Annotated in this window: 16 protein-coding genes and 7 tRNA genes; 17 read left to right on the top strand and 6 right to left on the bottom strand. The window is 64.5% G+C overall.

From position 1 onward, the window contains the following. Positions 1 to 123: 123 nt before the first annotated feature. Positions 124 to 912 (bottom strand): enoyl-ACP reductase FabI, encoded by a 789-nt coding sequence (gene fabI / locus C7401_RS18545; protein ID WP_112172847.1) that lies wholly within the window; start codon positions 910 to 912, stop codon positions 124 to 126. A gap of 109 nt (positions 913 to 1,021) precedes the next feature. Between fabI and C7401_RS18540 the strand changes: the two genes are divergently transcribed. From C7401_RS18540 to C7401_RS18520, 5 genes are all read left to right on the top strand, one after another. After that, positions 1,022 to 2,968 carry an extracellular solute-binding protein gene (locus tag C7401_RS18540; RefSeq protein ID WP_112172846.1) on the top strand — a complete coding sequence of 649 codons (1,947 nt, stop codon included), beginning with the start codon at positions 1,022 to 1,024 and terminating at the stop codon, positions 2,966 to 2,968. A 27-nt stretch (positions 2,969 to 2,995) separates the two neighbouring features. Next, complete coding sequence (locus tag C7401_RS18535; protein WP_112172845.1) at positions 2,996 to 4,033, top strand: microcin C ABC transporter permease YejB; 1,038 nt, start codon at positions 2,996 to 2,998, stop codon at positions 4,031 to 4,033. A gap of 34 nt (positions 4,034 to 4,067) precedes the next feature. Then, entirely contained in the window at positions 4,068 to 5,141 is a 1,074-nt protein-coding gene (locus C7401_RS18530) for an ABC transporter permease (protein WP_372460562.1), read from the top strand. Between the two features lie 5 nt (positions 5,142 to 5,146). Then, a complete protein-coding gene (locus tag C7401_RS18525) occupies positions 5,147 to 6,757 on the top strand; it encodes an ABC transporter ATP-binding protein (protein ID WP_112172843.1) in 1,611 nt (536 codons plus the stop codon). Between the two features lie 160 nt (positions 6,758 to 6,917). Beyond that, positions 6,918 to 7,631, top strand: coding sequence for a C40 family peptidase (locus C7401_RS18520; protein ID WP_112172842.1), 714 nt, complete (start codon positions 6,918 to 6,920; stop codon positions 7,629 to 7,631). A gap of 110 nt (positions 7,632 to 7,741) precedes the next feature. On the opposite strand, the gene C7401_RS18515 is transcribed toward C7401_RS18520, so the two are convergent. Next, positions 7,742 to 8,686, bottom strand: a complete 945-nt coding sequence (locus C7401_RS18515) for a patatin-like phospholipase family protein (protein ID WP_258397138.1) — start codon at positions 8,684 to 8,686, stop codon at positions 7,742 to 7,744. 526 nt (positions 8,687 to 9,212) lie between these two features. Here C7401_RS18515 and gltX point away from each other — a divergent pair. The 9 genes from gltX (at position 9,213) to C7401_RS18470 (ending at position 12,476) form a co-directional block, all read left to right on the top strand. Further along, positions 9,213 to 10,634 carry a glutamate--tRNA ligase gene (gene gltX / locus C7401_RS18510; protein ID WP_112172841.1) on the top strand — a complete coding sequence of 474 codons (1,422 nt, stop codon included), beginning with the start codon at positions 9,213 to 9,215 and terminating at the stop codon, positions 10,632 to 10,634. A 223-nt stretch (positions 10,635 to 10,857) separates the two neighbouring features. Next, positions 10,858 to 10,933 (top strand) — tRNA-Ala (locus tag C7401_RS18505). A 65-nt stretch (positions 10,934 to 10,998) separates the two neighbouring features. Next, a tRNA-Glu gene (locus tag C7401_RS18500) sits at positions 10,999 to 11,074 on the top strand. Between the two features lie 75 nt (positions 11,075 to 11,149). Further along, a tRNA-Asp gene (locus C7401_RS18495) sits at positions 11,150 to 11,226 on the top strand. A gap of 71 nt (positions 11,227 to 11,297) precedes the next feature. Further along, positions 11,298 to 11,373, top strand: a tRNA-Glu gene (locus tag C7401_RS18490). Positions 11,374 to 11,452: 79 nt separating this feature from the next. Continuing rightward, a tRNA-Asp gene (locus tag C7401_RS18485) sits at positions 11,453 to 11,529 on the top strand. A gap of 58 nt (positions 11,530 to 11,587) precedes the next feature. Continuing rightward, positions 11,588 to 11,663, top strand: a tRNA-Glu gene (locus C7401_RS18480). Positions 11,664 to 11,745: 82 nt separating this feature from the next. Then, positions 11,746 to 11,822 (top strand) — tRNA-Asp (locus C7401_RS18475). Between the two features lie 189 nt (positions 11,823 to 12,011). After that, positions 12,012 to 12,476 (top strand): GNAT family N-acetyltransferase, encoded by a 465-nt coding sequence (locus C7401_RS18470; RefSeq protein WP_112172935.1) that lies wholly within the window; start codon positions 12,012 to 12,014, stop codon positions 12,474 to 12,476. Positions 12,477 to 12,478: 2 nt separating this feature from the next. Here C7401_RS18470 and C7401_RS18465 read toward each other — a convergent pair whose 3' ends face one another. Further along, positions 12,479 to 13,342 (bottom strand): AraC family transcriptional regulator, encoded by an 864-nt coding sequence (locus tag C7401_RS18465; RefSeq protein ID WP_112172840.1) that lies wholly within the window; start codon positions 13,340 to 13,342, stop codon positions 12,479 to 12,481. A 167-nt stretch (positions 13,343 to 13,509) separates the two neighbouring features. On the opposite strand from C7401_RS18465, the gene C7401_RS18460 reads away from it, so the two are divergent. Beyond that, positions 13,510 to 13,917, top strand: a complete 408-nt coding sequence (locus tag C7401_RS18460) for a gamma-glutamylcyclotransferase family protein (protein ID WP_112172839.1) — start codon at positions 13,510 to 13,512, stop codon at positions 13,915 to 13,917. Between the two features lie 98 nt (positions 13,918 to 14,015). On the opposite strand, the gene aceB is transcribed toward C7401_RS18460, so the two are convergent. Both aceB and C7401_RS18450 read right to left on the bottom strand, forming a co-directional pair. Next, positions 14,016 to 15,608, bottom strand: a complete 1,593-nt coding sequence (gene aceB / locus C7401_RS18455) for a malate synthase A (RefSeq protein ID WP_112172838.1) — start codon at positions 15,606 to 15,608, stop codon at positions 14,016 to 14,018. A gap of 69 nt (positions 15,609 to 15,677) precedes the next feature. Continuing rightward, positions 15,678 to 16,457 carry a haloacid dehalogenase type II gene (locus tag C7401_RS18450; protein ID WP_112172837.1) on the bottom strand — a complete coding sequence of 260 codons (780 nt, stop codon included), beginning with the start codon at positions 16,455 to 16,457 and terminating at the stop codon, positions 15,678 to 15,680. Positions 16,458 to 16,622: 165 nt separating this feature from the next. Between C7401_RS18450 and C7401_RS18445 the strand changes: the two genes are divergently transcribed. Further along, positions 16,623 to 17,525: a LysR family transcriptional regulator gene (locus C7401_RS18445; protein WP_112172836.1), complete on the top strand. Its 903-nt coding sequence runs from the start codon at positions 16,623 to 16,625 to the stop codon at positions 17,523 to 17,525. A 153-nt stretch (positions 17,526 to 17,678) separates the two neighbouring features. Continuing rightward, positions 17,679 to 18,113, top strand: a complete 435-nt coding sequence (locus tag C7401_RS18440) for a universal stress protein (RefSeq protein ID WP_112172835.1) — start codon at positions 17,679 to 17,681, stop codon at positions 18,111 to 18,113. Between the two features lie 299 nt (positions 18,114 to 18,412). On the opposite strand, the gene aceA is transcribed toward C7401_RS18440, so the two are convergent. Further along, positions 18,413 to 19,720, bottom strand: coding sequence for an isocitrate lyase (aceA, locus tag C7401_RS18435; RefSeq protein WP_112172834.1), 1,308 nt, complete (start codon positions 19,718 to 19,720; stop codon positions 18,413 to 18,415). Positions 19,721 to 20,017: the final 297 nt, after the last annotated feature.

Here is a 20,017-nt window from a genome sequence, read left to right as displayed (position 1 = left end):
CGTCAGCGCGCGACGCGTCAAGCTGTCGCGCCAAAACAAAAGCCGCCTGAAAAGGCGGCTTTTGTTTTGTTGCCGTTGCACACGCAACGAGGCGCATGCAACACAGCAAGCGGGTAAGCAGGCTTATTCGAGGCCGGCCATGCCGCCCACCACGGCGTTGAAGCCCGAGTCGACGTGCATGATCTCGGCGGTCACGCCGGCTGCCAGATCGGAGAGCAGGAACGCAGCAGAATTGCCGACCTGTTCGATGGTCACGTTGCGTTGCAGCGGGGCGTTCTGCTCGACGAAGTCGAGAATCTTGCCGAAGCCCTTGATGCCACTCGCCGCGAGCGTCTTGATCGGGCCGGCAGAAATGCCGTTCACGCGCACGCCTTGCGTGCCGAGCGCCACTGCGAGATAACGCACGCTGGCTTCGAGCGCGGCCTTCGCAACACCCATCGTGTTGTAGTTCGGGATCGCGCGCTCGGCGCCGAGGTAAGTCAGCGTCAGCAGCGAAGCGTTTGCGGAAAGCATCGGCTTGGCGGCCTTGGCGAGCGCGGGGAAGCTGTACGCCGAGATGTCGTGCGCGATGCGGAAGTTCTCGCGCGTCATGCCGTCGAGGAAGTCGCCTGCGATCGCTTCGCGCGGCGCAAAGCCGATCGAGTGGACGAGGCCGTCGAGCGTGTCCCAGCGCTGCTTGAGGTCGGCGAAGAGCGCGTCGATCTGCGCGTCGTCGGCCACGTCGCAGGGGAACACGAGGTCGCTGCCGAATTCCTGCGCGAATTCCGTGATGCGGTCCTTGAAACGGTCGCCAACGTACGTGAACGCCAGTTCCGCGCCTTCGCGCTTGCACGCCTGCGCGATGCCGTACGCGATCGAACGGTTCGACAGCAGGCCGGTCAACAGGATGCGTTTGCCAGCGAGGAAGCCCATGAATTCTCCTAAATCAGGTCAGTGCGCCGGGCGCCAGTGGGGGCGGCGCCGCGTGGTTTGGGTAGAATTCTCTCACAACTGACAAGGCACCCCGGACAAATCCCGATCTATGACGACAGGAACGCGAGGCAGGACCGCGCGCAGCGCGCTTGGGGCGACGGTTCCTGCGGGGCGGCGCGCGCTCGGCAAGCGACTGGCGGCCGCGTGCGCGGCGCTTGCATTCGGATTGCTGGCCATGCCGTCCGCGTATGCGGTCCACGCCATTGCGCAATACGGCGAGCCCAAATATCCGCAAGGTTTCGCGCACTTCGACTATGTGAATCCGGATGCGCCCAAGGGCGGCACGCTCGTGCTCGCCAACCCCGACCGCCTCACGAGCTTCGACAAGTTCAACCCGTTCACGCTGCGTGGCAACGCGGCGCCCGGGCTCGGCATGCTGTTCGAGAGCCTGACGACGGGCAGCCTGGACGAAGTGGCCTCCGCCTACGGCCTGCTTGCCGACGATATCCGCATTGCGCCCGACGCGCTTTCGGTCACATTCCACATCAACCCGAAGGCGCGCTTTTCGAATGGCGACCCGGTGACGGCCGAGGACGTGAAGTTCTCGCTCGACACGCTCAAGAGCCGCCAGGCCGCACCTTCGATGCAGGCGTACTTCAGCGAGATCACGCGCGCGGTGGTGGTCGATCCCGCGACGATCCGCTTCGAGTTCCGCAGCAATAACAGAGAGCTGCCGCTGATCGCGGGCGGTATGCCCGTGTTTTCGCACAAGTGGGGCCTGCGTCCCGACGGCAGCCGCATCGCCTTCGATCAGATCGCATTCGAGCAGCCGATCGGCAGCGGCCCCTACGTGATCGACCGTTATTCGAACGGCCGCACGATCACCTACAAGCTCGACGCGAACTACTGGGGCAAGGATTTGCCCGTGCGCGTGGGCACCAACAACTTCGAGCGCATCACCTACAAGCTCTATTCGGACGACGTCGCGCGCCTCGAAGCGTTCAAGGCGGGCGAGTATGACGCGCTGGTCGAATACGTCGCGCGCAACTGGGTGCGGCGCGACGTCGGCAAGCGCTTCGACAGCGGCGAGCTCATCAAGAAGGAGTTCCCGCAGCACAACGGCACGGGCATGCAGGGTTTCGTGATGAACCTGCGCAAGCCGGTGTTCCAGGACGTGCGTGTGCGCCAGGCGCTCGACCTCGCGCTCGACTTCCCGTGGCTCAACCGCATGCTGTTCTATAGTCAGTATCGGCGCATCGACAGCTGGTTCGCGAACACGCAATTGCAGGCGAAGGGCTTGCCGTCGCCTGGCGAACTCGCGCTGCTCGAGCCCTGGCGCGAGACGCTCGACCCCGCCGTGTTCGGCCCGCCGCCCGTGCAGCCCGACACGAGGCCGCCGGGCTCGCTGCGCGCCAATCTGCTCAAGGCGCGAGCGTTGCTGGCCGAGGCGGGCTGGACCTACCGGGACGGCGCGCTGCGCAATGCGAAGGGCGAGCCGTTTACGTTCGAGGTGCTCGACGATACGAGCGCGTCCGCGCAGTGGGCGCCGATCATGGCGCAGTACACGCAGGCGCTCAGGCGGCTCGGCATCCAGGTGAACTATCGCTCGGTCGATTTCGCGCTCTACCAGAAGCGGCTCGACGCCTTCGACTACGACATGACCACCATCAAGTTCCCCGACGTGCAGGTGCCGGGCGCGGAGCAGGTCGACCGTTTCGGCAGCAAGGCCGCCGACCAGCCGGGCTCGGGCAATCTGCTGGGCCTGAAGTCGCCGGCCGTCGATGCGATTCTCAAGGCGCTCACGCAGGCGCAGACGCTCCAGCAACTGCTCGACGCCACGCACGCGCTCGACCGGGTGCTGATGCACGGCTACTATGTGGTGCCGCAGTGGTACAGCGCGACACATCGCGTGGCGTTCAAGAACACGCTGGCGTATCCGGCGAAACTGCCGCTGTACTATGGCGCGAACGACTGGATCATCTCGACGTGGTGGCAGAAGTCGCAAACCCAGCCACAGCCCGAGCCGCACCCCGATCACTCGGCGGCTGGTCATTAACAACGGACACGACGGAAGCAACGAATCATGTGGAGCTACATCGTCAAACGCCTGCTGCTGATGATCCCGACGCTGCTCGGCGTGCTCACGCTGACTTTCGGCGTGATCCAGTTCGTGCCGGGTGGCCCCGTCGAGCAGGCCGTGCGCGAATTGCGGCGCGGCGCGGAGCAGGGCATGCCGTTCGGCATGCGCGCGCATTCGGGCGTGGACGCGCAGCAGATCGAACAGCTCAAGCAGCTCTACGGCTTCGACAAGCCGCCGCTGCAACGCTATTTCCTGATGCTCGGACGTTTCGCGCGCTTCGATCTCGGGCAGAGCTATTTCCATCACCAGAGTGTGTGGTCGCTCATCATTTCCAAGCTGCCGGTGTCGATCAGCATCGGCCTCTGGACCTTCTTTCTCACGTACCTGATATCGGTGCCGTTGGGCATCGCCAAGGCGGTGCGCAACGGCTCGCGCTTCGATCTCGTGACGAGCCTCGTCGTGCTGGTCGGCTATGCGATTCCGGGCTTCGTGCTGGGCGTGCTCCTGCTCGTGCTGTTCGGCGGCGGCTCGTTCGTGCAGTTGTTCCCGCTGCGCAATCTCACCTCCGACAACTGGGACACGCTCTCGCTCGGCGGCAAGATTCTCGACTATCTCTGGCACATCACGTTGCCCGTGACGGCTTCGGTGGTGGGCAGCTTCGCCGTCACGACGATGCTCACGAAGAACGCCTTCCTCGAAGAGATCCGCCGCCAGTACGTGCTGACTGCGCGCGCGAAAGGGCTCTCGGAGCGCACGGTGCTCTGGAAGCACGTGTTTCGCAACGCCTTGCTGCCGCTCGTGGTCGGGTTCCCGGCCGCCTTCATCGGCGCGTTCTTCACGGGCAGCCTGCTGATCGAGACGCTCTTTTCGCTCGACGGCCTGGGGCTGCTTTCGTATGAATCCGTCGTGCGGCGCGACTATCCCGTCGTGCTCGGCACGCTGTATCTCTTCACGTTGATCGGACTGCTAACCAAGCTGATTTCCGATCTCTGTTACGTGTGGGTCGATCCCCGCATCCAATTCGAACAACTGGAGCGCTGAGTTGAACCGAGTCCGCACCGGCGCCGAGCCCGAACTGCGCACCGAGAGCGTGCGCGCCTTCAAATCCGCCACGCCCGCGCGCCGCGTGTGGCTGCGCTTCAAGCAGCAGCGCCTTGGCTACTGGAGCCTGATCGTGTTTCTCGTCGCGTTCGCGGCGAGCCTGGCCGGCCCGCTCTGGTGCAACGACAAGCCGATCGTCGTGCGCTACGAGGGGCATCTGTATTTCCCGCTGTTCAAGGACTATCCGGAGACGGCCTTCGGGGGCGACTTCCCCACGCCCGCCGACTATCTCGATCCGTATATCCGTCACCGCTTCGACGCGCCCGGCAACTTCGCGATCTACCCGCCGAACCCGTACTACTACGACACGCTCAATTACTTCGCGAAGGTGCCGAACCCCGCGCCGCCGTCGCGGCAAAACTGGCTCGGCACCGACGAGAGCGGCCGCGACCTGTTCGCGCGTTTGCTCTACGGCTTTCGCGTGTCGGTCGAGTTCGCGCTCGTGCTGACGTTCATCGGCACGCTGCTCGGCGTGCTGGCGGGCGCGGTGCAAGGGTACTTCGGCGGCAAGGTCGACATCATCGGACAGCGGCTCATCGAGATCTGGAGTTCGCTGCCCGAGCTTTACCTGCTCATCATTTTCGCGGCGATCTTCGAGCCGGGCTTCGTGCTGCTGATCGTGCTGCTCTCGCTGTTCGGCTGGATCGGCCTGTCCGACTACGTGCGCGCCGAGTTCCTGCGCAACCGCAATCAAGATTACGTGCTCGCCGCGCGCGCGATGGGCCTGTCGAACTGGCAGATCATCTGGCATCACGTGCTGCCCAATAGCCTCACGCCCGTCATCACGTTCTTGCCGTTTCGCATGAGCGGCGCGATTCTCGCGCTCACGAGCCTCGACTTTCTGGGGCTGGGCGTGCCCGCACCCACGCCGAGCCTTGGCGAGCTGCTCGCGCAGGGCAAGCGCAATCTCGACGCGTGGTGGATCGCGCTTTCGACCTTCGGCGTGCTGGTCGCCACGTTGCTGCTGCTCACCTTCATCGGCGACGCACTGCGCAACGCGCTCGACACGCGCATCTCCGACGCCATGAAGGCCGGGGGCAACCAGTGAGCGCCATGCCTCAGGAGATCGCCGCGCCGCTGCTCTCGATCGAGCACCTGAACGTGCGCTTCGGCGAGACGCTCGCCGTGGACGACGTCACGCTCGCGATCGGGCGTGGCGAGCGCGTGGCGCTGGTGGGCGAATCGGGCTCGGGCAAGACCGTCACGGCGCTGGCGGTCCTGCGCCTGTTGCGCGACGCCGAAATCGCGGGGTCGATCCGTCTCGACGGCGACGATCTGCTCGCGAAAAGCGAGCGCGCGATGCGCGGCCTGCGCGGCAACGACATCGCGATGATCTTCCAGGAGCCGATGTCGGCGCTCAATCCGCTGTACACGATTGGCGAGCAGATTGCGGAGACGATCGTGCTGCACGACGGGGTCTCGAAGAAGGAGGCCTACGAGCAGGCGGTGGGGCTGCTCGAACGCACCGGCATTACCGAGGCGCGGCGGCGCGTGTGGAGCTATCCGCACCAGCTTTCGGGCGGCCAGCGCCAGCGCGTGATGATCGCGATGGCGCTCGCGTGCCGGCCGCGCCTGTTGCTCGCCGATGAGCCGACCACGGCGCTCGACGTGACGATCCGCGGCCAGATCGTCGACCTGCTGCTCGAACTCCAGCGCGAGGAGGCGGCGCGGCGCGGCATGTCGGTGCTGCTCATCACGCACGACCTGAACCTCGTGCGCCGCTTCGCGCAGCGCGTGGCCGTGATGGAGAAGGGCAGGCTCGTGGAGTCGGGCAGCGTGGAGCAGATTTTCGAGGCACCGCAGCATGCGTACACGCAGCGGCTCATCGCTAGCCGGCCCGAGCGCAATGTGTTGCCGGTGCTGCCGATCGCGCCGGTGCTATTGCAGGCGAAGGACGTGATCGTCGACTTCGCGACGAAGCTGCCGGGATTTCGCGGGTGGTGGCACAAGGGGCGCTATCGCGCCGTGAACGACGCGAACATCGCCGTGCGCCAGGGCGAGACGCTGGGCATCGTCGGCGAGTCCGGATCGGGAAAAACGACGCTTGCGATGGCGATGCTCGGCTTGCAGCGCACGGCCGGGGGCGTCGTCGAGTTCCAGGGGCGTCCGATCGCGAGCTATGAGGGGCGCGAGAAGCTGTCGTTGCGCTCGCACTTGCAGGTGGTCTTTCAGGATCCGTTCAGTTCGCTTTCACCGCGCCAGACCATCGAGCGCATCGTGGGGGAGGGGCTCGTGCTGCATCGGCCCGATCTTTCGGCTGAGGAGCGGCGCAAGCGCATCGTCGGCGTGCTGCGCGAAGTGGGCCTCGATCGCACGGTGCTGCAACGATACCCGCACGAGTTCTCGGGCGGGCAGCGTCAGCGCATTGCCATCGCGCGCACGCTGGTGCTGGAGCCGCGCGTGATCGTGCTCGACGAACCGACCAGTGCGCTGGACGTGTCGATCCAGCAGCAGGTGTTGCGATTGTTGACGGATTTGCAACGCAAGTACAACCTGGGCTATGTGTTCATCAGTCACGATCTCGAAGTGATCGGGGCGATGGCGCACCGGGTGGCGGTCATGCAAAACGGGGCGATTGTCGAGGCCGGAGACATTTCGAACATCTTCGATAGCCCCGCGCATCCTTACACTCGAAAATTACTGAAAGCCGCGTTCGATCGCTGAGCTTTGGCGGAACTTTAGTGTGGATTTCGGTGAAATTCACCAATGAAGTGCGCATCGCGATTGAATTTTTCTATTTGTTTTGACACACAAATACTTACTGGCTAGTATCGTCCAAACTTTTCTACTAACTCCCTGATTTACGGGCAATTTCTACCGACCCATGCAGCACGGATACCTGACCCAGGCTTGTACGCGCGTCGTCGCCGGGATGTTCATCGGCGTCCTAATGGCAGCAGCTCCCGGCGCGTTCGCCGACGAAGTCAGCAGCTTTAGCCAGAATGCCTCATTTTCGCCGAGCAACACGGCGAATTCGCAGTCCCTTCCCGCGATCCAGAACGCACTTCAGAACGCCAATCAGGCGGCGCCGGCAGCAGCTCCGGCTCCGTCCGAAGGCGGCGCGAAGGCGTTTCTTTCCGGCATGGCCGGAAAGGCCGGTGACGTCGTTGTCGGTGCACTCAACATGATTGGCGTGCGTTACCGCTGGGGCGGCAACACGCCGGACTCCGGCCTCGATTGCAGCGGCTTCGTGCGCTACGTGTTCCAGGACACGCTCGGCATGTCGCTGCCGCGCCGCGCCGAGGAAATGAGCCGCGTGGGCGAGAAGGTGAGCATGAGCAACCTGAAGCCGGGCGACCTCGTGTTCTTCAACACGATGCGCCGCACGTTCTCGCACGTCGGCATCTATATCGGCGACAACAAGTTCGTGCACTCGCCGTCCACGGGCAGCACGATCCGTGTCGACGACCTTGACGACGGCTATTGGGAAAAGCGTTTCACGGGGGCTCGCCGTGTCGAGACCTCGTTCACGCCGGACCAGCAGCAAAGCCTCAAGCAGCGTGTGAGCGCCCAGTTCGACAGCAACGGCGGCAACTGATCGCGTGCTTGTCGCGCTTGCAGCGAACCCTCGCAGCTAGCCCGTACCAATGAATAAAAAAGCCTGCTTCGAAAGAAGCAGGCTTTTTGCGCTTGGGTCGTCGCGTGCGACTACGCCGCGACGCGCGCGGCAGCCAGCTTGCGGTCGAGTTCCGGCATGATGCGCGCCGCCGCTTCCTCGCCCGCCAGGATCGCCGCGTTGCGCTGCGTGAAGTCGCTGCTCGACATGGCGTTGAGGTTCGGGCGGATCACGACGTCGGCATACTTGTCGAGCTCATAGGTCTTGATCGTCTGGCCCATGATCGTGAAGGTCTGCATCAGCACGTCGAACTGGCTCAGCGTCGAGGCGGTTTCCGGGCGCGCCGAGATGTCCACGGCGATCACGAAGTCGGCGCCCATCTTGCGCGCGAACGCGGCCGGCACGGGGCTCACAAGGCCGCCGTCCACATACTCGTGGCCCGCGATCTTCACCGGCTCGAAAATCGACGGAATGCTGCACGACGCGCGCACGGCGATGCCCGTGTTGCCGCGCTGGAACAGGATGGGCTGGCCTGTGCGCAGGTCGGTGGCGACCACGCCGAGCGGCCTCGCCATCTTCTCGATGGGGCGATCTCGCAGCGTCGTGTTCAGGTAGTTTTGCAGCGCGACGCCTTGCAGCAGGCCGCGCGTGCGAAACGGCATGGCCCAGTCGCTGATCGAGGCTTCGTCCATCGTCAGCGCGAGCTTGTTGAGCGCGAAACCGTTCATGCCCGAGGCGTACAGCGCCGCCACGACCGAGCCCGCGCTCGTGCCGACGACAAAGTCCACCTGCACGTTGCGCGCTTCCAGCGCCTTGATCACGCCGATGTGCGCAAAGCCGCGCGCCGCGCCGCCGCCGAGCGCGAGTCCCACGCGCAGCGGCCGCTGCGGCTTGGCGACGGGCGGTGGCGGCGCGGTGGTGACGGGCGGCGTGACGTTGGCCGTCTGCGTGCCCGCGGTCGTGCAGGCCGCAAGGACGGTGGAGGCGGCCGCGAGCGAAAAGTGGCGGCGGCCCAGAGAGGGCGATGACTGCTTCAAGAAGGTTCTCCATGTGGCCCGAGCCTGCCGAGTGGTCGACACCAGGTCGAACCAGGTCGACGAGCGGCGCGGTGCCCCGGTCTCTCTCGCGCGTGCGGCCGAGTGACTGTGTTTGCGCGCGCGGCGCCGCATCTTGTTGGCAAGTGGCGGCGCGCCGACATCATAAGGCAAAGGGCGGCGGGTTTTGCGAGCGTGCATGTAACGCGATGTGTCGGCGCATGACGGTGCGCATCGCTTCCTGCGAACGCATGGACGAAGGTATGGGACAGACGCCAGGACGCCATGTGCTGGTAGCGGCCGCCCGCGCCGGACTTTCCCTCGGGCCGAAGCCGCGTGCGGCGGGTATAATCCGGTCTCTAATTTTCCCGGATTTCCGTTCGCGCGCGCCCGGCTGCGCGCCCCGGCGCCCGCGCGCTTCAGGCGCGAGCCGAATGCGCCGCGAACCCTGGCTGTCCGCCGCCGCCGTTGCTGCCTTCATCGCCAGCGTCGCGCGCCGCCGGCCGGCATCGTCTTCGAGTAATCGCCCATGACCACGACTCCCGTCCGTACCCGTTTCGCGCCGAGCCCGACCGGCTTCATCCACCTCGGCAACATCCGCTCCGCGCTTTACCCTTGGGCGTTCGCGCGCCACAACGAGGGCGTCTTCGTGCTGCGGATCGAGGACACCGACCTCGAGCGTTCGACCTCGGAGTCGGTCGATGCGATTCTCGAAGGCATGGCGTGGCTCGGCCTGAATTTCGACGAAGGCCCGTTCTACCAGATGCAGCGCATGGACCGGTATCGCGAAGTGCTCAAGGAGATGCAGCAGAACGGCCTCGTGTACCCGTGCTACATGTCGACCGAAGAGCTCGACGCGCTGCGCGAGCGCCAGCGCGCCGCCGGCGAGAAGCCGCGCTACGACGGCACGTGGCGTCCGGAGCCGGGCAAGGTGCTGCCCACGCCGCCCGAAGGCGTGCAGCCCGTGCTGCGCTTCCGTAATCCGCTTACGGGCGTGGTGGCATGGGAGGACGCCGTGAAGGGTCGCGTCGAGATCTCGAACGAAGAACTCGACGACCTCGTGATCGCACGCCCGGACGGCACGCCGACCTACAACTTCTGCGTGGTCGTGGACGACCTCGACATGAAGATCACGCACGTGATTCGCGGCGACGATCACGTGAACAACACGCCGCGCCAGATCAACATCCTGCGCGCGCTCGGCGCCGAGCCGCCGGTCTACGCGCACCTGCCCACCGTGCTCAACGAGCAGGGCGAGAAGATGAGCAAGCGTCATGGCGCGATGAGCGTGATGGGCTATCGCGATGCCGGCTATCTGCCGGAGGCCGTGCTCAACTATCTCGCGCGTCTGGGCTGGTCGCACGGCGACGCCGAAGTGTTTACGCGCGAGCAGTTCGTCGAGTGGTTCGATCTCGACCATCTCGGCAAGTCGCCGGCGCAGTACGACCACAACAAGCTCAACTGGCTCAACAACCACTACCTGAAGGAAGTGGACCACGCGCGCCTGGCCGAACTCTCGAAGCCGTTCTTCGCGGCGCTCGGCGTGGACGAGGCGGCGCTCGCGAACGGCCCGTCGCTCGAAGGCGTGGTGGCGCTCTTCAAGGATCGTGCGAACACGATCAAGGAGATCGCCGAGAGCGCGATGATGTTCTATCGCGAGCCGCAGCCGGAAGCGGACGCGCTTGCGCAGCATCTGACCGACGCGGTGCGTCCGGCGCTTGCCGATCTCGCCGCGGCGCTCAAGGCCGCCGAGTGGACGAAGGAGGGCGTCTCCGCCGCGCTCAAGGGCACGCTTGCCACGCACAAGCTCAAGATGCCGCAGCTTGCGATGCCGGCCCGTCTGCTGGTGGCGGGGACGACGCATACGCCGTCGGTGGATGCGGTGCTCGTGCTGTTCGGCCGCGATGCCGTGGTGAGCCGCCTGGAGAAGGGCATTTCGGGCGCCAACTAAATTATTTGAAGAATTTTTCGCTCGGGCCCTAGCGCCCGGGCGGGAGTTCTTGTAGTATTCGGGCTCCGTTGAATACGGAGCGCGAGAAGCAGCAAATCTCACGCAAAGAGCGGCAGAATCGGGCAACGAAGTTTCAAGAAAACCTCGAAGCGCTACAAAAAACGATTCAAAAGCTCTTGACGAAAGCGAAATTGATGTTTATAATCTCGCTTCTGTTCTGCAAGGGGGTATAGCTCAGCTGGGAGAGCGCTTGCATGGCATGCAAGAGGTCAGCGGTTCGATCCCGCTTACCTCCACCAACAGAACAAGCAGTTGGCAGGATCAGGCAGTAAAGTGTGGTAGCGGCATTATCTGAAAAGATCATGTCCCCTTCGTCTAGAGGCCTAGGACATCACCCTTTCACGGTGAGTACAGGGGTTCGAATCCCCTAGGGGACGCCAGACATGAGCGGCGTCAATGAGATTGGCGAAGCATCGGGTGGAAGTCAGCCGACATCCATCTGATTGTGTCGAGTTGGAGCGGTAGTTCAGTTGGTTAGAATACCGGCCTGTCACGCCGGGGGTCGCGGGTTCGAGTCCCGTCCGCTCCGCCAGAACGAGCCCGTTCAGAAACTGTGAGCGGGCTTTTTAGTTAAAGTGACGATTACAGGCGAAAGCCCGTGTTGTCCCCTTCGTCTAGAGGCCTAGGACATCACCCTTTCACGGTGAGTACAGGGGTTCGAATCCCCTAGGGGACGCCAAATTAAAATGCGGCGCCAAAGCAGTGTGGCGACGCCGCCAGCGGGAATCAACCGACGCCCGCAGGTTGAGCAGCAAGCTGGAGCGGTAGTTCAGTTGGTTAGAATACCGGCCTGTCACGCCGGGGGTCGCGGGTTCGAGTCCCGTCCGCTCCGCCAGATTCAAAGTCGTTCAGTCGTATCGGACGGATTGCAGTTCAAGGCGAAAGCCTGTGTTGTCCCCTTCGTCTAGAGGCCTAGGACATCACCCTTTCACGGTGAGTACAGGGGTTCGAATCCCCTAGGGGACGCCAAATAAAAATGCGGCGCCAAGAAAGTCATGCGGCGACGCCGCCAACGGGAATCGACCGACGCCCGTAGGTTGAGCAGCAAGCTGGAGCGGTAGTTCAGTTGGTTAGAATACCGGCCTGTCACGCCGGGGGTCGCGGGTTCGAGTCCCGTCCGCTCCGCCAGAATAAAGCCCGTTGGATACGTCCAACGGGCTTTTTCTTTTTCCGCAGACTTTTCCCCGCTGCGTTCCTGATGTTTTCCTGATCCTTTCCCTACACGCTATTTCTGCCCGTCGTACGGACAATCTGCGATTGCCGGGCGCTGCGCGTTATCGTAGCGTTGTCGAAACCTACGTTTCCCTGCTTGCCGACATGTTCGCACCGAACGACATTCCGTCGCGTTTCCAGTTGCGCCACGCCACCATGGACGATTTCGAATTCGCCGAGGCGCTCACGCGCAACAACATGGGCGGCTACTACCTGCGGCATCACCTCGTCTGGCGCGGCGATCTCTTTCTGGCGAGCTATCGCGAGTCCGAAAACTTCATTCTCGAACTCGATGGCGATGCGATCGGCGTGCTGCGCGTGACGCAGGAGGGCGACTCGCTGCACATTCGCGACGTGCAGATCGCGCAAGGGTATCGCGGCAATGGCGCAGGGACGTTCCTGCTCGACATCTCGCATCAGTGGGCGCGCGAGCGCGGCCTGCGCGAGCTGCAACTGCGCGTGTTCGTCGATAACCCGGCGGCGCGTCTTTATCTGCGCATGGGTTACCGCGTGGCGGGGCCGCGGCTTGCGCGTCTTGGCTCGATCCGCCATATGACGCGGCTGGTCTGAATTTATGGCGCAGCGTCGCGCGTCGCGGCCACAGAGTCTTCGGGTTCGTCCTCTTCCCGTTCGCCTGCGCCGCGGGCGATGAAGGCACGCGGGCTCTCGCCGAAGGCGCGGCGAAACATTGCCGAAAACGCGCTCTGGCTCTGGTAGCCAAGCTCCTGTGCCACGATGGCCATCGGCCGCCCCTGGTTGAGCAGCGGAATCGCGCGCGCGAGGATCGCTTGCTGGCGCCACTGCGAGAAGCTCACACCCAGTTCCTGGCGAAAGAGCCGCGCGATCGTGCGGGTGCTCGCACCCACGTGAGCGGCCCAGTATTCGAGCGAGCCCGGTCCCGCCGGGTCGGCGATCAGCGCCTCGCACAGCGCGCGCAAGCGCTTTTCCTCGGGCATCGGCACCGCGAGCGGCAGCGGGGCCGAGCGCGTGATCTCGTCGAGCGCCAGCGTGCCGAGCAGGCGCTCGCGCGCCGGCGTGATGCCACGCTCGTCGAGTGCCGCGATTGTCTCGCGCAGCAGGCCCGAGACCTCGACCACGCGGCACGCGTCGAGTCCGGGTGGAATCACCGAACCGTCGACGTAGAGCGTGCGCAGGAAGGCGTCCTCGACGATCACGACCTCGTGCGTCACATACGGCGGCACCCAGATCGCGCGCGAGGGCGGCACCATCCATGTCGTGCCGGGCGTCGCCATGCGCAGCACGCCGCGCGACGAATAGGCGAGCTGCGCCCACGCATGCGTGTGCAGCGCGATGGAGATGCCGGCCGGCATGGGGCGCGAGCGCACGCGAATGGGGTGCGTGGGCGTGGGCGCGAACTCGGGCGGAATATCGATCAGCTCGGCGCGGGGTGAATTGGCGAGAGGGTCCTGAGACATGGCCTGATGCGGGGGAAGGACGAGCGGGCGGACTCATTGTAGACGCCTCGGGGCGATCCGGCTCGCGTGCGGAGGATCGGGCCGCGCACGGCGCGCGCCGGGGCATAATGTCGCCGAAACGGCAGCGAGCTCGTGTCCGGCGAGCCGCCTTGAAGGAGCAAAACGCCATGAAATACGTGTTCGTCTACGGCACCTTGCGCGCGGGCGAGATCAACGACATCAACCTCGCCGCGGATCGCCACGCCATTGCGCGGCCGCGCCATCTCGGTCTCACGCGGCTTGCGGGCCGCCTGTTCGACTTCGGGAGTTATCCGGGAATGGTGACCGAGGCCGCCGATGTGCAATCGACGGTGGTGGGCGACGTCTATGAAATCGACGATGCGCTGCTGCCCGTGCTCGACGAGATCGAACAGGTCTATCCGGGCGTCGATGGTTTGTTCATTTCGAAGGAAGTGAACATCGAAGTGCAGGGCGAACGCATTGCCTGCCTTTACTATCCGGTCGCGCCTGGCGCCATCGCCGGACGCCCCGAGATCGAAAGCGGCGACTGGGTCGCGTACCGGCTGGCGCGCTGAGTTTGCGCTGAGTGCGCCGTGCGTGAAAGCACCAAGGCCCGGCGGACTTGCGTCCGCCGGGCCTTTTTCATCGGCTGATCGTTAGCTCTGCCGATCGATCAGATTTCTTCGTAAAGCGGCAGCGTCAGGAATTCGACGAAGTTATCCGCCGTCGACATCTGCTCGAAGATCTGCGCGGCGCGCTCGTAGGTCTTCGTGTCCCCGCCGACCGAAGCCTTGACCTTGTCCAGCTCCTGCGGAATCAGCTCGCGCACGTATTCGGCCGTGACCTTGCGGCCGTCATCGAGCTTGCCCTTGGGCGTGCGGATCCATTGCCACACCTGCGAGCGCGAGATTTCGGCGGTGGCTGCGTCTTCCATCAGGTTGTGGATCGGCACGCAGCCATTGCCCGCGAGCCACGAGCCCAGGTAGTGGATGCCCACGTTGATGTTGTTGCGCAGGCCCGTTTCGGTGATCGGCGCTTCCGGACGGAAGTCGAGCAGGTCCTTGCCCGCGACGTTCACGTCGGGGCGCTGCTTGCCGATCTGGTTCGGCTTGTCGCCGAGCACCTTCACGAACTCTTCCATCGCGATGGGCACGAGGCCCGGGTGCGCGACCCAGCCGCCGTCGTAGCCGTCGGTTGCGTCGCGCGCCTTGTCCGAGCGCACGCCGGCCATGGCCTTGTCGTTGGCGGCCGCGTCGTTCTTGATCGGAATGAGCGCGCTCATGCCGCCGATCGCCGGGGCGTTGCGCTTGTGGCAGGTCTTGAGCAGTTCGAGCGCATAGGCGCGCATGAACGGCACCGTCATCGTGATCTGCGAGCGGTCGGCGAGGCAGAAGTCCTTGTCGTTCTTGAACTTCTTGATGGCCGAGAAGATGTAGTCCCAGCGGCCGGCGTTCAGGCCCGAGCTATGCTCGCGCAGTTCATAGAGGATTTCGTCCATCTCGAACGCGGCGAGGATCGTCTCGACCAGCACCGTCGCGCGGATCGTGCCGCGCGGGATGCCCACGCCTTCCTGCGCCGCGACGAAGATGTCGTTCCACAGGCGTGCTTCGAGGTGGCTTTCCATCTTCGGCAGATAGAAGTACGGGCCGCTGCCGCGCGAAATCAGTTCTTTCGCGTTGTGGAAGAGGTAAAGCGCGAAGTCGAAGATGCCGCCGGAAACGCGCTGACCGTCCACCGTCACGTGCTTCTCGTCGAGGTGCCAGCCGCGCGGACGCACGATCAGCGTCGCGGTCTTGTCGTTGAGCTGGTAGGTCTTGCCGTTCTGCTCGAGCGAAATCGTGCGGCGCACGGCGTCCTTGAGGTTGAGCTGGCCGACGATCTGGTTTTCCCAGTTCGGCGAGTTCGAGTCCTCGAAGTCGGTCATGTACGAATCCGCGCCCGAGTTCAGCGCGTTGATGATCATCTTGCGCTCGACCGGGCCCGTGATCTCCACGCGGCGGCATTCGAGGTCCTTCGGCAGCGCCGCGATCTTCCAGTCGCCTTCGCGGATGGATTGGGTGTCGGCAAGAAAGTCGGGGCGCTCGCCGGCGTCGAGGCGCTTGGTGCGCTCGACGCGTGCCTTCAGCAGTTCCTGGCGGCGCGGCTCGAATGCGCGGTGCAGCTTTGCGACGAGTTCGAGCGCTTCGGGCGTGAGGATCGTTTCGAAGCCGGGCTGGATGTCAGCCGTGATCTGCATGCCTTGCGGCAGTTGCAACGTGTTCGCCATTTTCTTGCTCCTTGGTCGGTCAGATTGTGAATGCGTGGTTGTTATGGCTGCGTCGTGCGAGGCGTGCCGTCATGCGCCCGGGCTGGGGCGAGGGCGGCTTCGCCCGGCGGGCGCAGCGGTTTCGATAAAGGCGGCGAGCTCTGCCATGCCGCCGCCGGTGCCGTGCGGCGCGACGCCGAGTTCCTCGGCGGGCAGCCGCTGGCGATTGATCCAGAACGTGGTGTAGCCGAACCAGCCCGCGCCCGCGGCGTCCCAGCCGTTCGACGAGACGAACACCATCTCGCCGGGCGCGGCGTCGAAGGCGGTCGTGCCGAGCGCGTACGCGGCGGCGGCGGGCTTGTAGGCGCGCACGGCGTCGACGGAGAGCACGTGGTCGAACAGGCCGCTCATACCGGCGCTTTTCACGGCGATGTCGAGCATCTGCGGATTGCCGTTCGAGAGGATGGCGAGGCCCGTGCGCGTGCCGTTTTCGCGCGGCTCGCGCAGGCGGCGCAACACGGGCAACACGTCGGGGAACGCGGACAGGCACGCGTATTCGTCCATCAGACGCTTTTCGCCCGCGCCCGTGAGCGGCAGGTTCAGGCGGCGCGCGGCGTAGCGCAGCGCGTCGAGCGTGATGTCCCAGAACGGGCGGTAGCGCGCGCCGGCGGGGTCCGAGAGCGTGCGCAGCTGCGTGTATTCGATCTGCTTCAGACGCCAGAGCTGCGAGAGCGCTTCGCCCTGGCCTGGAAACATCTGCTCGGCGGCAGCGACGACCGAGTGCACGTCGAACAGCGTGCCGTACGCGTCGAAAATCACTGCCTTGGGAAAGGAGATTGCGGTTGCGAGTGGTGTCGTTGTGGCCGACATAGCCTTGCACTCCATCTTCAGAGGTCGAGGTCGATTGTATTCATGAGTCGTATCACTGAAAAAGGCGGGATTGATCACTTGATCTTTTACTTTTACCCACCTAATCTGGCGACCTGATTTGTCTTTCCCTCTATTTCTGTTGCTCAGTGCCGGTATTGCCCACCCATGGACCGCTTCAAGCAGATCGAAACCTTCGTGACCGTGGCTGCCAAGGGCAGCCTTTCCGCCGCCGCCCAGGCCGAGGGTGTGGCGCCCGCCATCATCGGCCGGCGCATCGACGCGCTGGAGGAACGCCTTGGCGTGAAGCTGCTCGTGCGCACCACGCGGCGCATCACGCTCACCTTCGAAGGCTCCGCGTTCCTCGAGGACTGCCAGCGCATCATTCACGACATGCAGAACGCCGAGGCGAGCGTGTCGGCGGGCGGCGTGAAGGCGAGCGGGCACTTGCGCGTGTCGGCGCCGGCCGGCTTCGGCAGGCGGCATGTCGCACCGCTCGTGCCCGATTTCACGGTCGCGCACCCGGATGTGACGCTCACGCTCGATCTGTCGGACCGGCTCGTCGATCTCGTCAATGAAGGTTTCGATTGCGCGGTGCGTCTGGGCGAACTGCCCGATTCGTCCCTGGTTTCGCTCAAGCTCGGCGAGAACCGCCGCGTGTGCGTGGCCGCACCCGCGTATCTCTCGCGGCGCGGCCAACCCGACACGCCCGCCGATCTCGCGCGCCACAACTGCCTCGCGTTCGGCGCGAGCGCGAACCAGCAGCGCGGCTGGGCATTCCAGCAGGACGGCAAGGTGATGTCGATCCGCGTGGGGGGCACGATGGAATGCTCGGACGGCGCGGTGCTGCACGAATGGTGTCTCGCAGGCCACGGACTTGCGTGGCGCTCGTGGTGGGAAGTCGGGGAGGACATCGCGGCGGGCCGGCTCGTGAGCGTGCTCGACGCATTCGCGGCGCCGCCGATCGGCATTCATGCCGTGTTTCCGCAGCGCAGGCATCTGCCGCTGCGTGTACGCCTCTTTCTCGACTATCTCAAGCATACCTACGGTCAACCCGGTTACTGGGGATAGGGGCCGCGCTGCGTGTTTCCGATATCCGGGATGACCCGCACGCACGGCTTGCGCGGTTTTTTCGCGCACTACAATCGACCTGGGGGGCTTTGCGCACGCCAGCGCGAGACGCCGCCTGACTTGCCCATCATCCGCCAGACCACGGAGGGCGCCATGTTCAAGCACATCCTTGTTCCGACCGACGGCTCGGAGCTGTCGAAGAAGGCGATCGACGGCGCGATCGACCTCGCCCGCACGGTCGGCGCGCGCGTCACGGCTTACGCGTGCCTGCCGCAGTACCCATACTCGCCTTATGCCGACGTGGTGATCGAGCCGCCCGGCGACTTCCAGACGCGCAGCGAGCGCGAGGCGCGCGTGCATCTACAGGAAATCGAGGCGGCGGCACGCAACGCGGGCGTGAGCTGCGAGAGCCGCACGAGCGTGCATCCATCGCCGTATCTCGGCATCATCGAAGCCGCCGAAGCGGGCGGCTGCGATGTCATATTCATGGCCTCGCACGGGCGGCGCGGGCTCGGCAGCCTGTTGATCGGCAGCGAAACGCAGCGCGTGCTCACCCATACGAAGATTCCGGTGATCGTGTACCGCTAGGTTGGGGCCGGGTGGCGGGTCCGCAGACGCGACGAAGCACATGGCCCTGCACGCCCGGTGCGTTGGCTGGGCGTGCCGCGAGCCGGATTCTGTCCGGCACGCGCGGCCTGTGTCTTTCTTGTTATCGCTGCTCCCTGCTTGCTACCACCTGCCGCTTCCGCTTCTACGGCTTCTCCCTGAAACGCCTTGCGGCGCGCGCGTGCCGCGCCGTTGGGCGGCCGGCGCGCCCCGCCAAGGTAACGCGCGCCGGCTGCCGTCTCGTGCGCGGCGGCTTGCGCCTGCCGTTGCTGCCGGTGGTCTTACGCCACCTTCTTGTCGAAGAACTGTTCGTCTTCGGTCGACCCGTGCAGGGCGGTCGTCGACGCGTCGCGCTCGACCGTCTGCGTCACGGCGTCGAAGTAACCCGTGCCCACTTCGCGCTGGTGCTTCACGGCGGTGAAGCCCTTTTCGGCGGCGGCGAACTCGGCCTGCTGGAGCTCGACGAACGCACTCATGTTCTGGCGCGCATAGCCGTGCGCGAGGTTGAACATCGAGTAGTTCAGCGAGTGGAAGCCCGCGAGCGTGATGAACTGGAACTTGTAGCCCATCGCGCCCAGCTCGCGCTGGAACCGGGCGATGGTCGCGTCGTCGAGGTTCTTCTTCCAGTTGAACGACGGCGAGCAGTTGTACGAGAGCAGCTTGCCCGGGAACTGCTTGTGGATCGCTTCGGCGAACTTCTTCGCGAACTCCAGATCCGGCTTGCCTGTCTCGCACCAGATCATGTCGGCGTACGGCGCGTAGGCGAGGCCGCGCGCGATCGACTGTTCGAGACCGTTGCGCGTGCGGAAGAAGCCTTCCACCGTGCGCTCGCCGGTAAGGAACGGCTTGTCGTTGTCGTCGATGTCCGAGGTCACGAGGTCGGCGGCTTCGGCGTCGGTGCGGGCGAGCAGCACGGTCGGCACGCCGCAGACGTCGGCGGCCAGGCGCGCGGCCGTGAGCTTGGCGATGTTCTCGCGCGTCGGCACGAGCACCTTGCCGCCCATGTGGCCGCACTTTTTCACCGAAGCGAGCTGGTCTTCGAAGTGCACGCCTGCCGCGCCCGCTTCGATCATCGCCTTCATCAGTTCGAACGCGTTGAGCACGCCGCCGAAGCCCGCCTCGGCGTCGGCCACGATCGGCTGGAAGAAGTCGGTGTAGCCTTCGTCGCCGGGATTCTTGCCTTCGGACCACTGAATCTGGTCGGCGCGCGTGAGCGTGTTGTTGATGCGCTTGACGACCTGCGGCACCGAATTGGCCGGATAGAGCGACTGGTCGGGGTACATTTCGCCCGCGAGATTGGCGTCGCCCGCGACCTGCCAGCCGGACAGATAGATCGCCTTGAGGCCGGCCTTCACCTGCTGCATGGCCTGGTTGCCCGTGAGCGCGCCCAGTGCGTTGATGAACGGCTCGGTGTTCACACCTTTCCAGAGCTTCTCGGCGCCGAGCTTCGCGAGCGTGTGCGCCGGCTGGATCGAACCGCGCAGGCGCACGACGTCTTCAGCGGTGTAGTTGCGCTTGATGCCCTTCCAGCGTGGATCGGTTTCCCATTGCTGTTGGAGTTGCTGGGCTTGCTGTTGACGTGTCGACATGGCGTGCTCCTTCGTTTACCGGATAAGTGGATCGCTGATACCGAACGGCTGAACCGCTTGAATCTCAAGAAACGAAGGCGCCGGGACTGGATTTGGCCGTTTCGTTTCGCTAACTCTTATATAAGAGTCTAGGCAAATCGATCAGCCGGCAACAGGCAGGCAAGGTGCTTTTTTCGATGTTTTTATTTTAATAAAATCAATTATTTACACTTTTAATTTTGCGATGTGAAAGGTGATTTTCCATCTTGCAATCGGGCGCTTTGTGCCACGCAGCACGATTTTTTACGAAGCAAAAAA

It is taken from the genome of Paraburkholderia unamae, from assembly GCF_003268775.1.
Lineage (GTDB): Bacteria > Pseudomonadota > Gammaproteobacteria > Burkholderiales > Burkholderiaceae > Paraburkholderia > Paraburkholderia unamae.
Note: the sequence above shows the minus strand (reverse complement) of the source record. Positions and strands in the feature narration are given on the sequence as shown.

Coding starts and splice junctions, on each gene's coding strand:
- fabI (WP_112172847.1), bottom strand. CDS start 912: ATGGGCTTCCTCGCTGGCAAACGCATCCTGTTGACCGGCCTGCTGTCG.
- C7401_RS18540 (WP_112172846.1), top strand. CDS start 1,022: ATGACGACAGGAACGCGAGGCAGGACCGCGCGCAGCGCGCTTGGGGCG.
- C7401_RS18535 (WP_112172845.1), top strand. CDS start 2,996: ATGTGGAGCTACATCGTCAAACGCCTGCTGCTGATGATCCCGACGCTG.
- C7401_RS18525 (WP_112172843.1), top strand. CDS start 5,147: ATGCCTCAGGAGATCGCCGCGCCGCTGCTCTCGATCGAGCACCTGAAC.
- C7401_RS18520 (WP_112172842.1), top strand. CDS start 6,918: ATGCAGCACGGATACCTGACCCAGGCTTGTACGCGCGTCGTCGCCGGG.
- gltX (WP_112172841.1), top strand. CDS start 9,213: ATGACCACGACTCCCGTCCGTACCCGTTTCGCGCCGAGCCCGACCGGC.
- C7401_RS18470 (WP_112172935.1), top strand. CDS start 12,012: ATGTTCGCACCGAACGACATTCCGTCGCGTTTCCAGTTGCGCCACGCC.
- C7401_RS18465 (WP_112172840.1), bottom strand. CDS start 13,342: ATGTCTCAGGACCCTCTCGCCAATTCACCCCGCGCCGAGCTGATCGAT.
- C7401_RS18460 (WP_112172839.1), top strand. CDS start 13,510: ATGAAATACGTGTTCGTCTACGGCACCTTGCGCGCGGGCGAGATCAAC.
- aceB (WP_112172838.1), bottom strand. CDS start 15,608: ATGGCGAACACGTTGCAACTGCCGCAAGGCATGCAGATCACGGCTGAC.
- C7401_RS18450 (WP_112172837.1), bottom strand. CDS start 16,457: ATGTCGGCCACAACGACACCACTCGCAACCGCAATCTCCTTTCCCAAG.
- C7401_RS18445 (WP_112172836.1), top strand. CDS start 16,623: ATGGACCGCTTCAAGCAGATCGAAACCTTCGTGACCGTGGCTGCCAAG.
- C7401_RS18440 (WP_112172835.1), top strand. CDS start 17,679: ATGTTCAAGCACATCCTTGTTCCGACCGACGGCTCGGAGCTGTCGAAG.
- aceA (WP_112172834.1), bottom strand. CDS start 19,720: ATGTCGACACGTCAACAGCAAGCCCAGCAACTCCAACAGCAATGGGAA.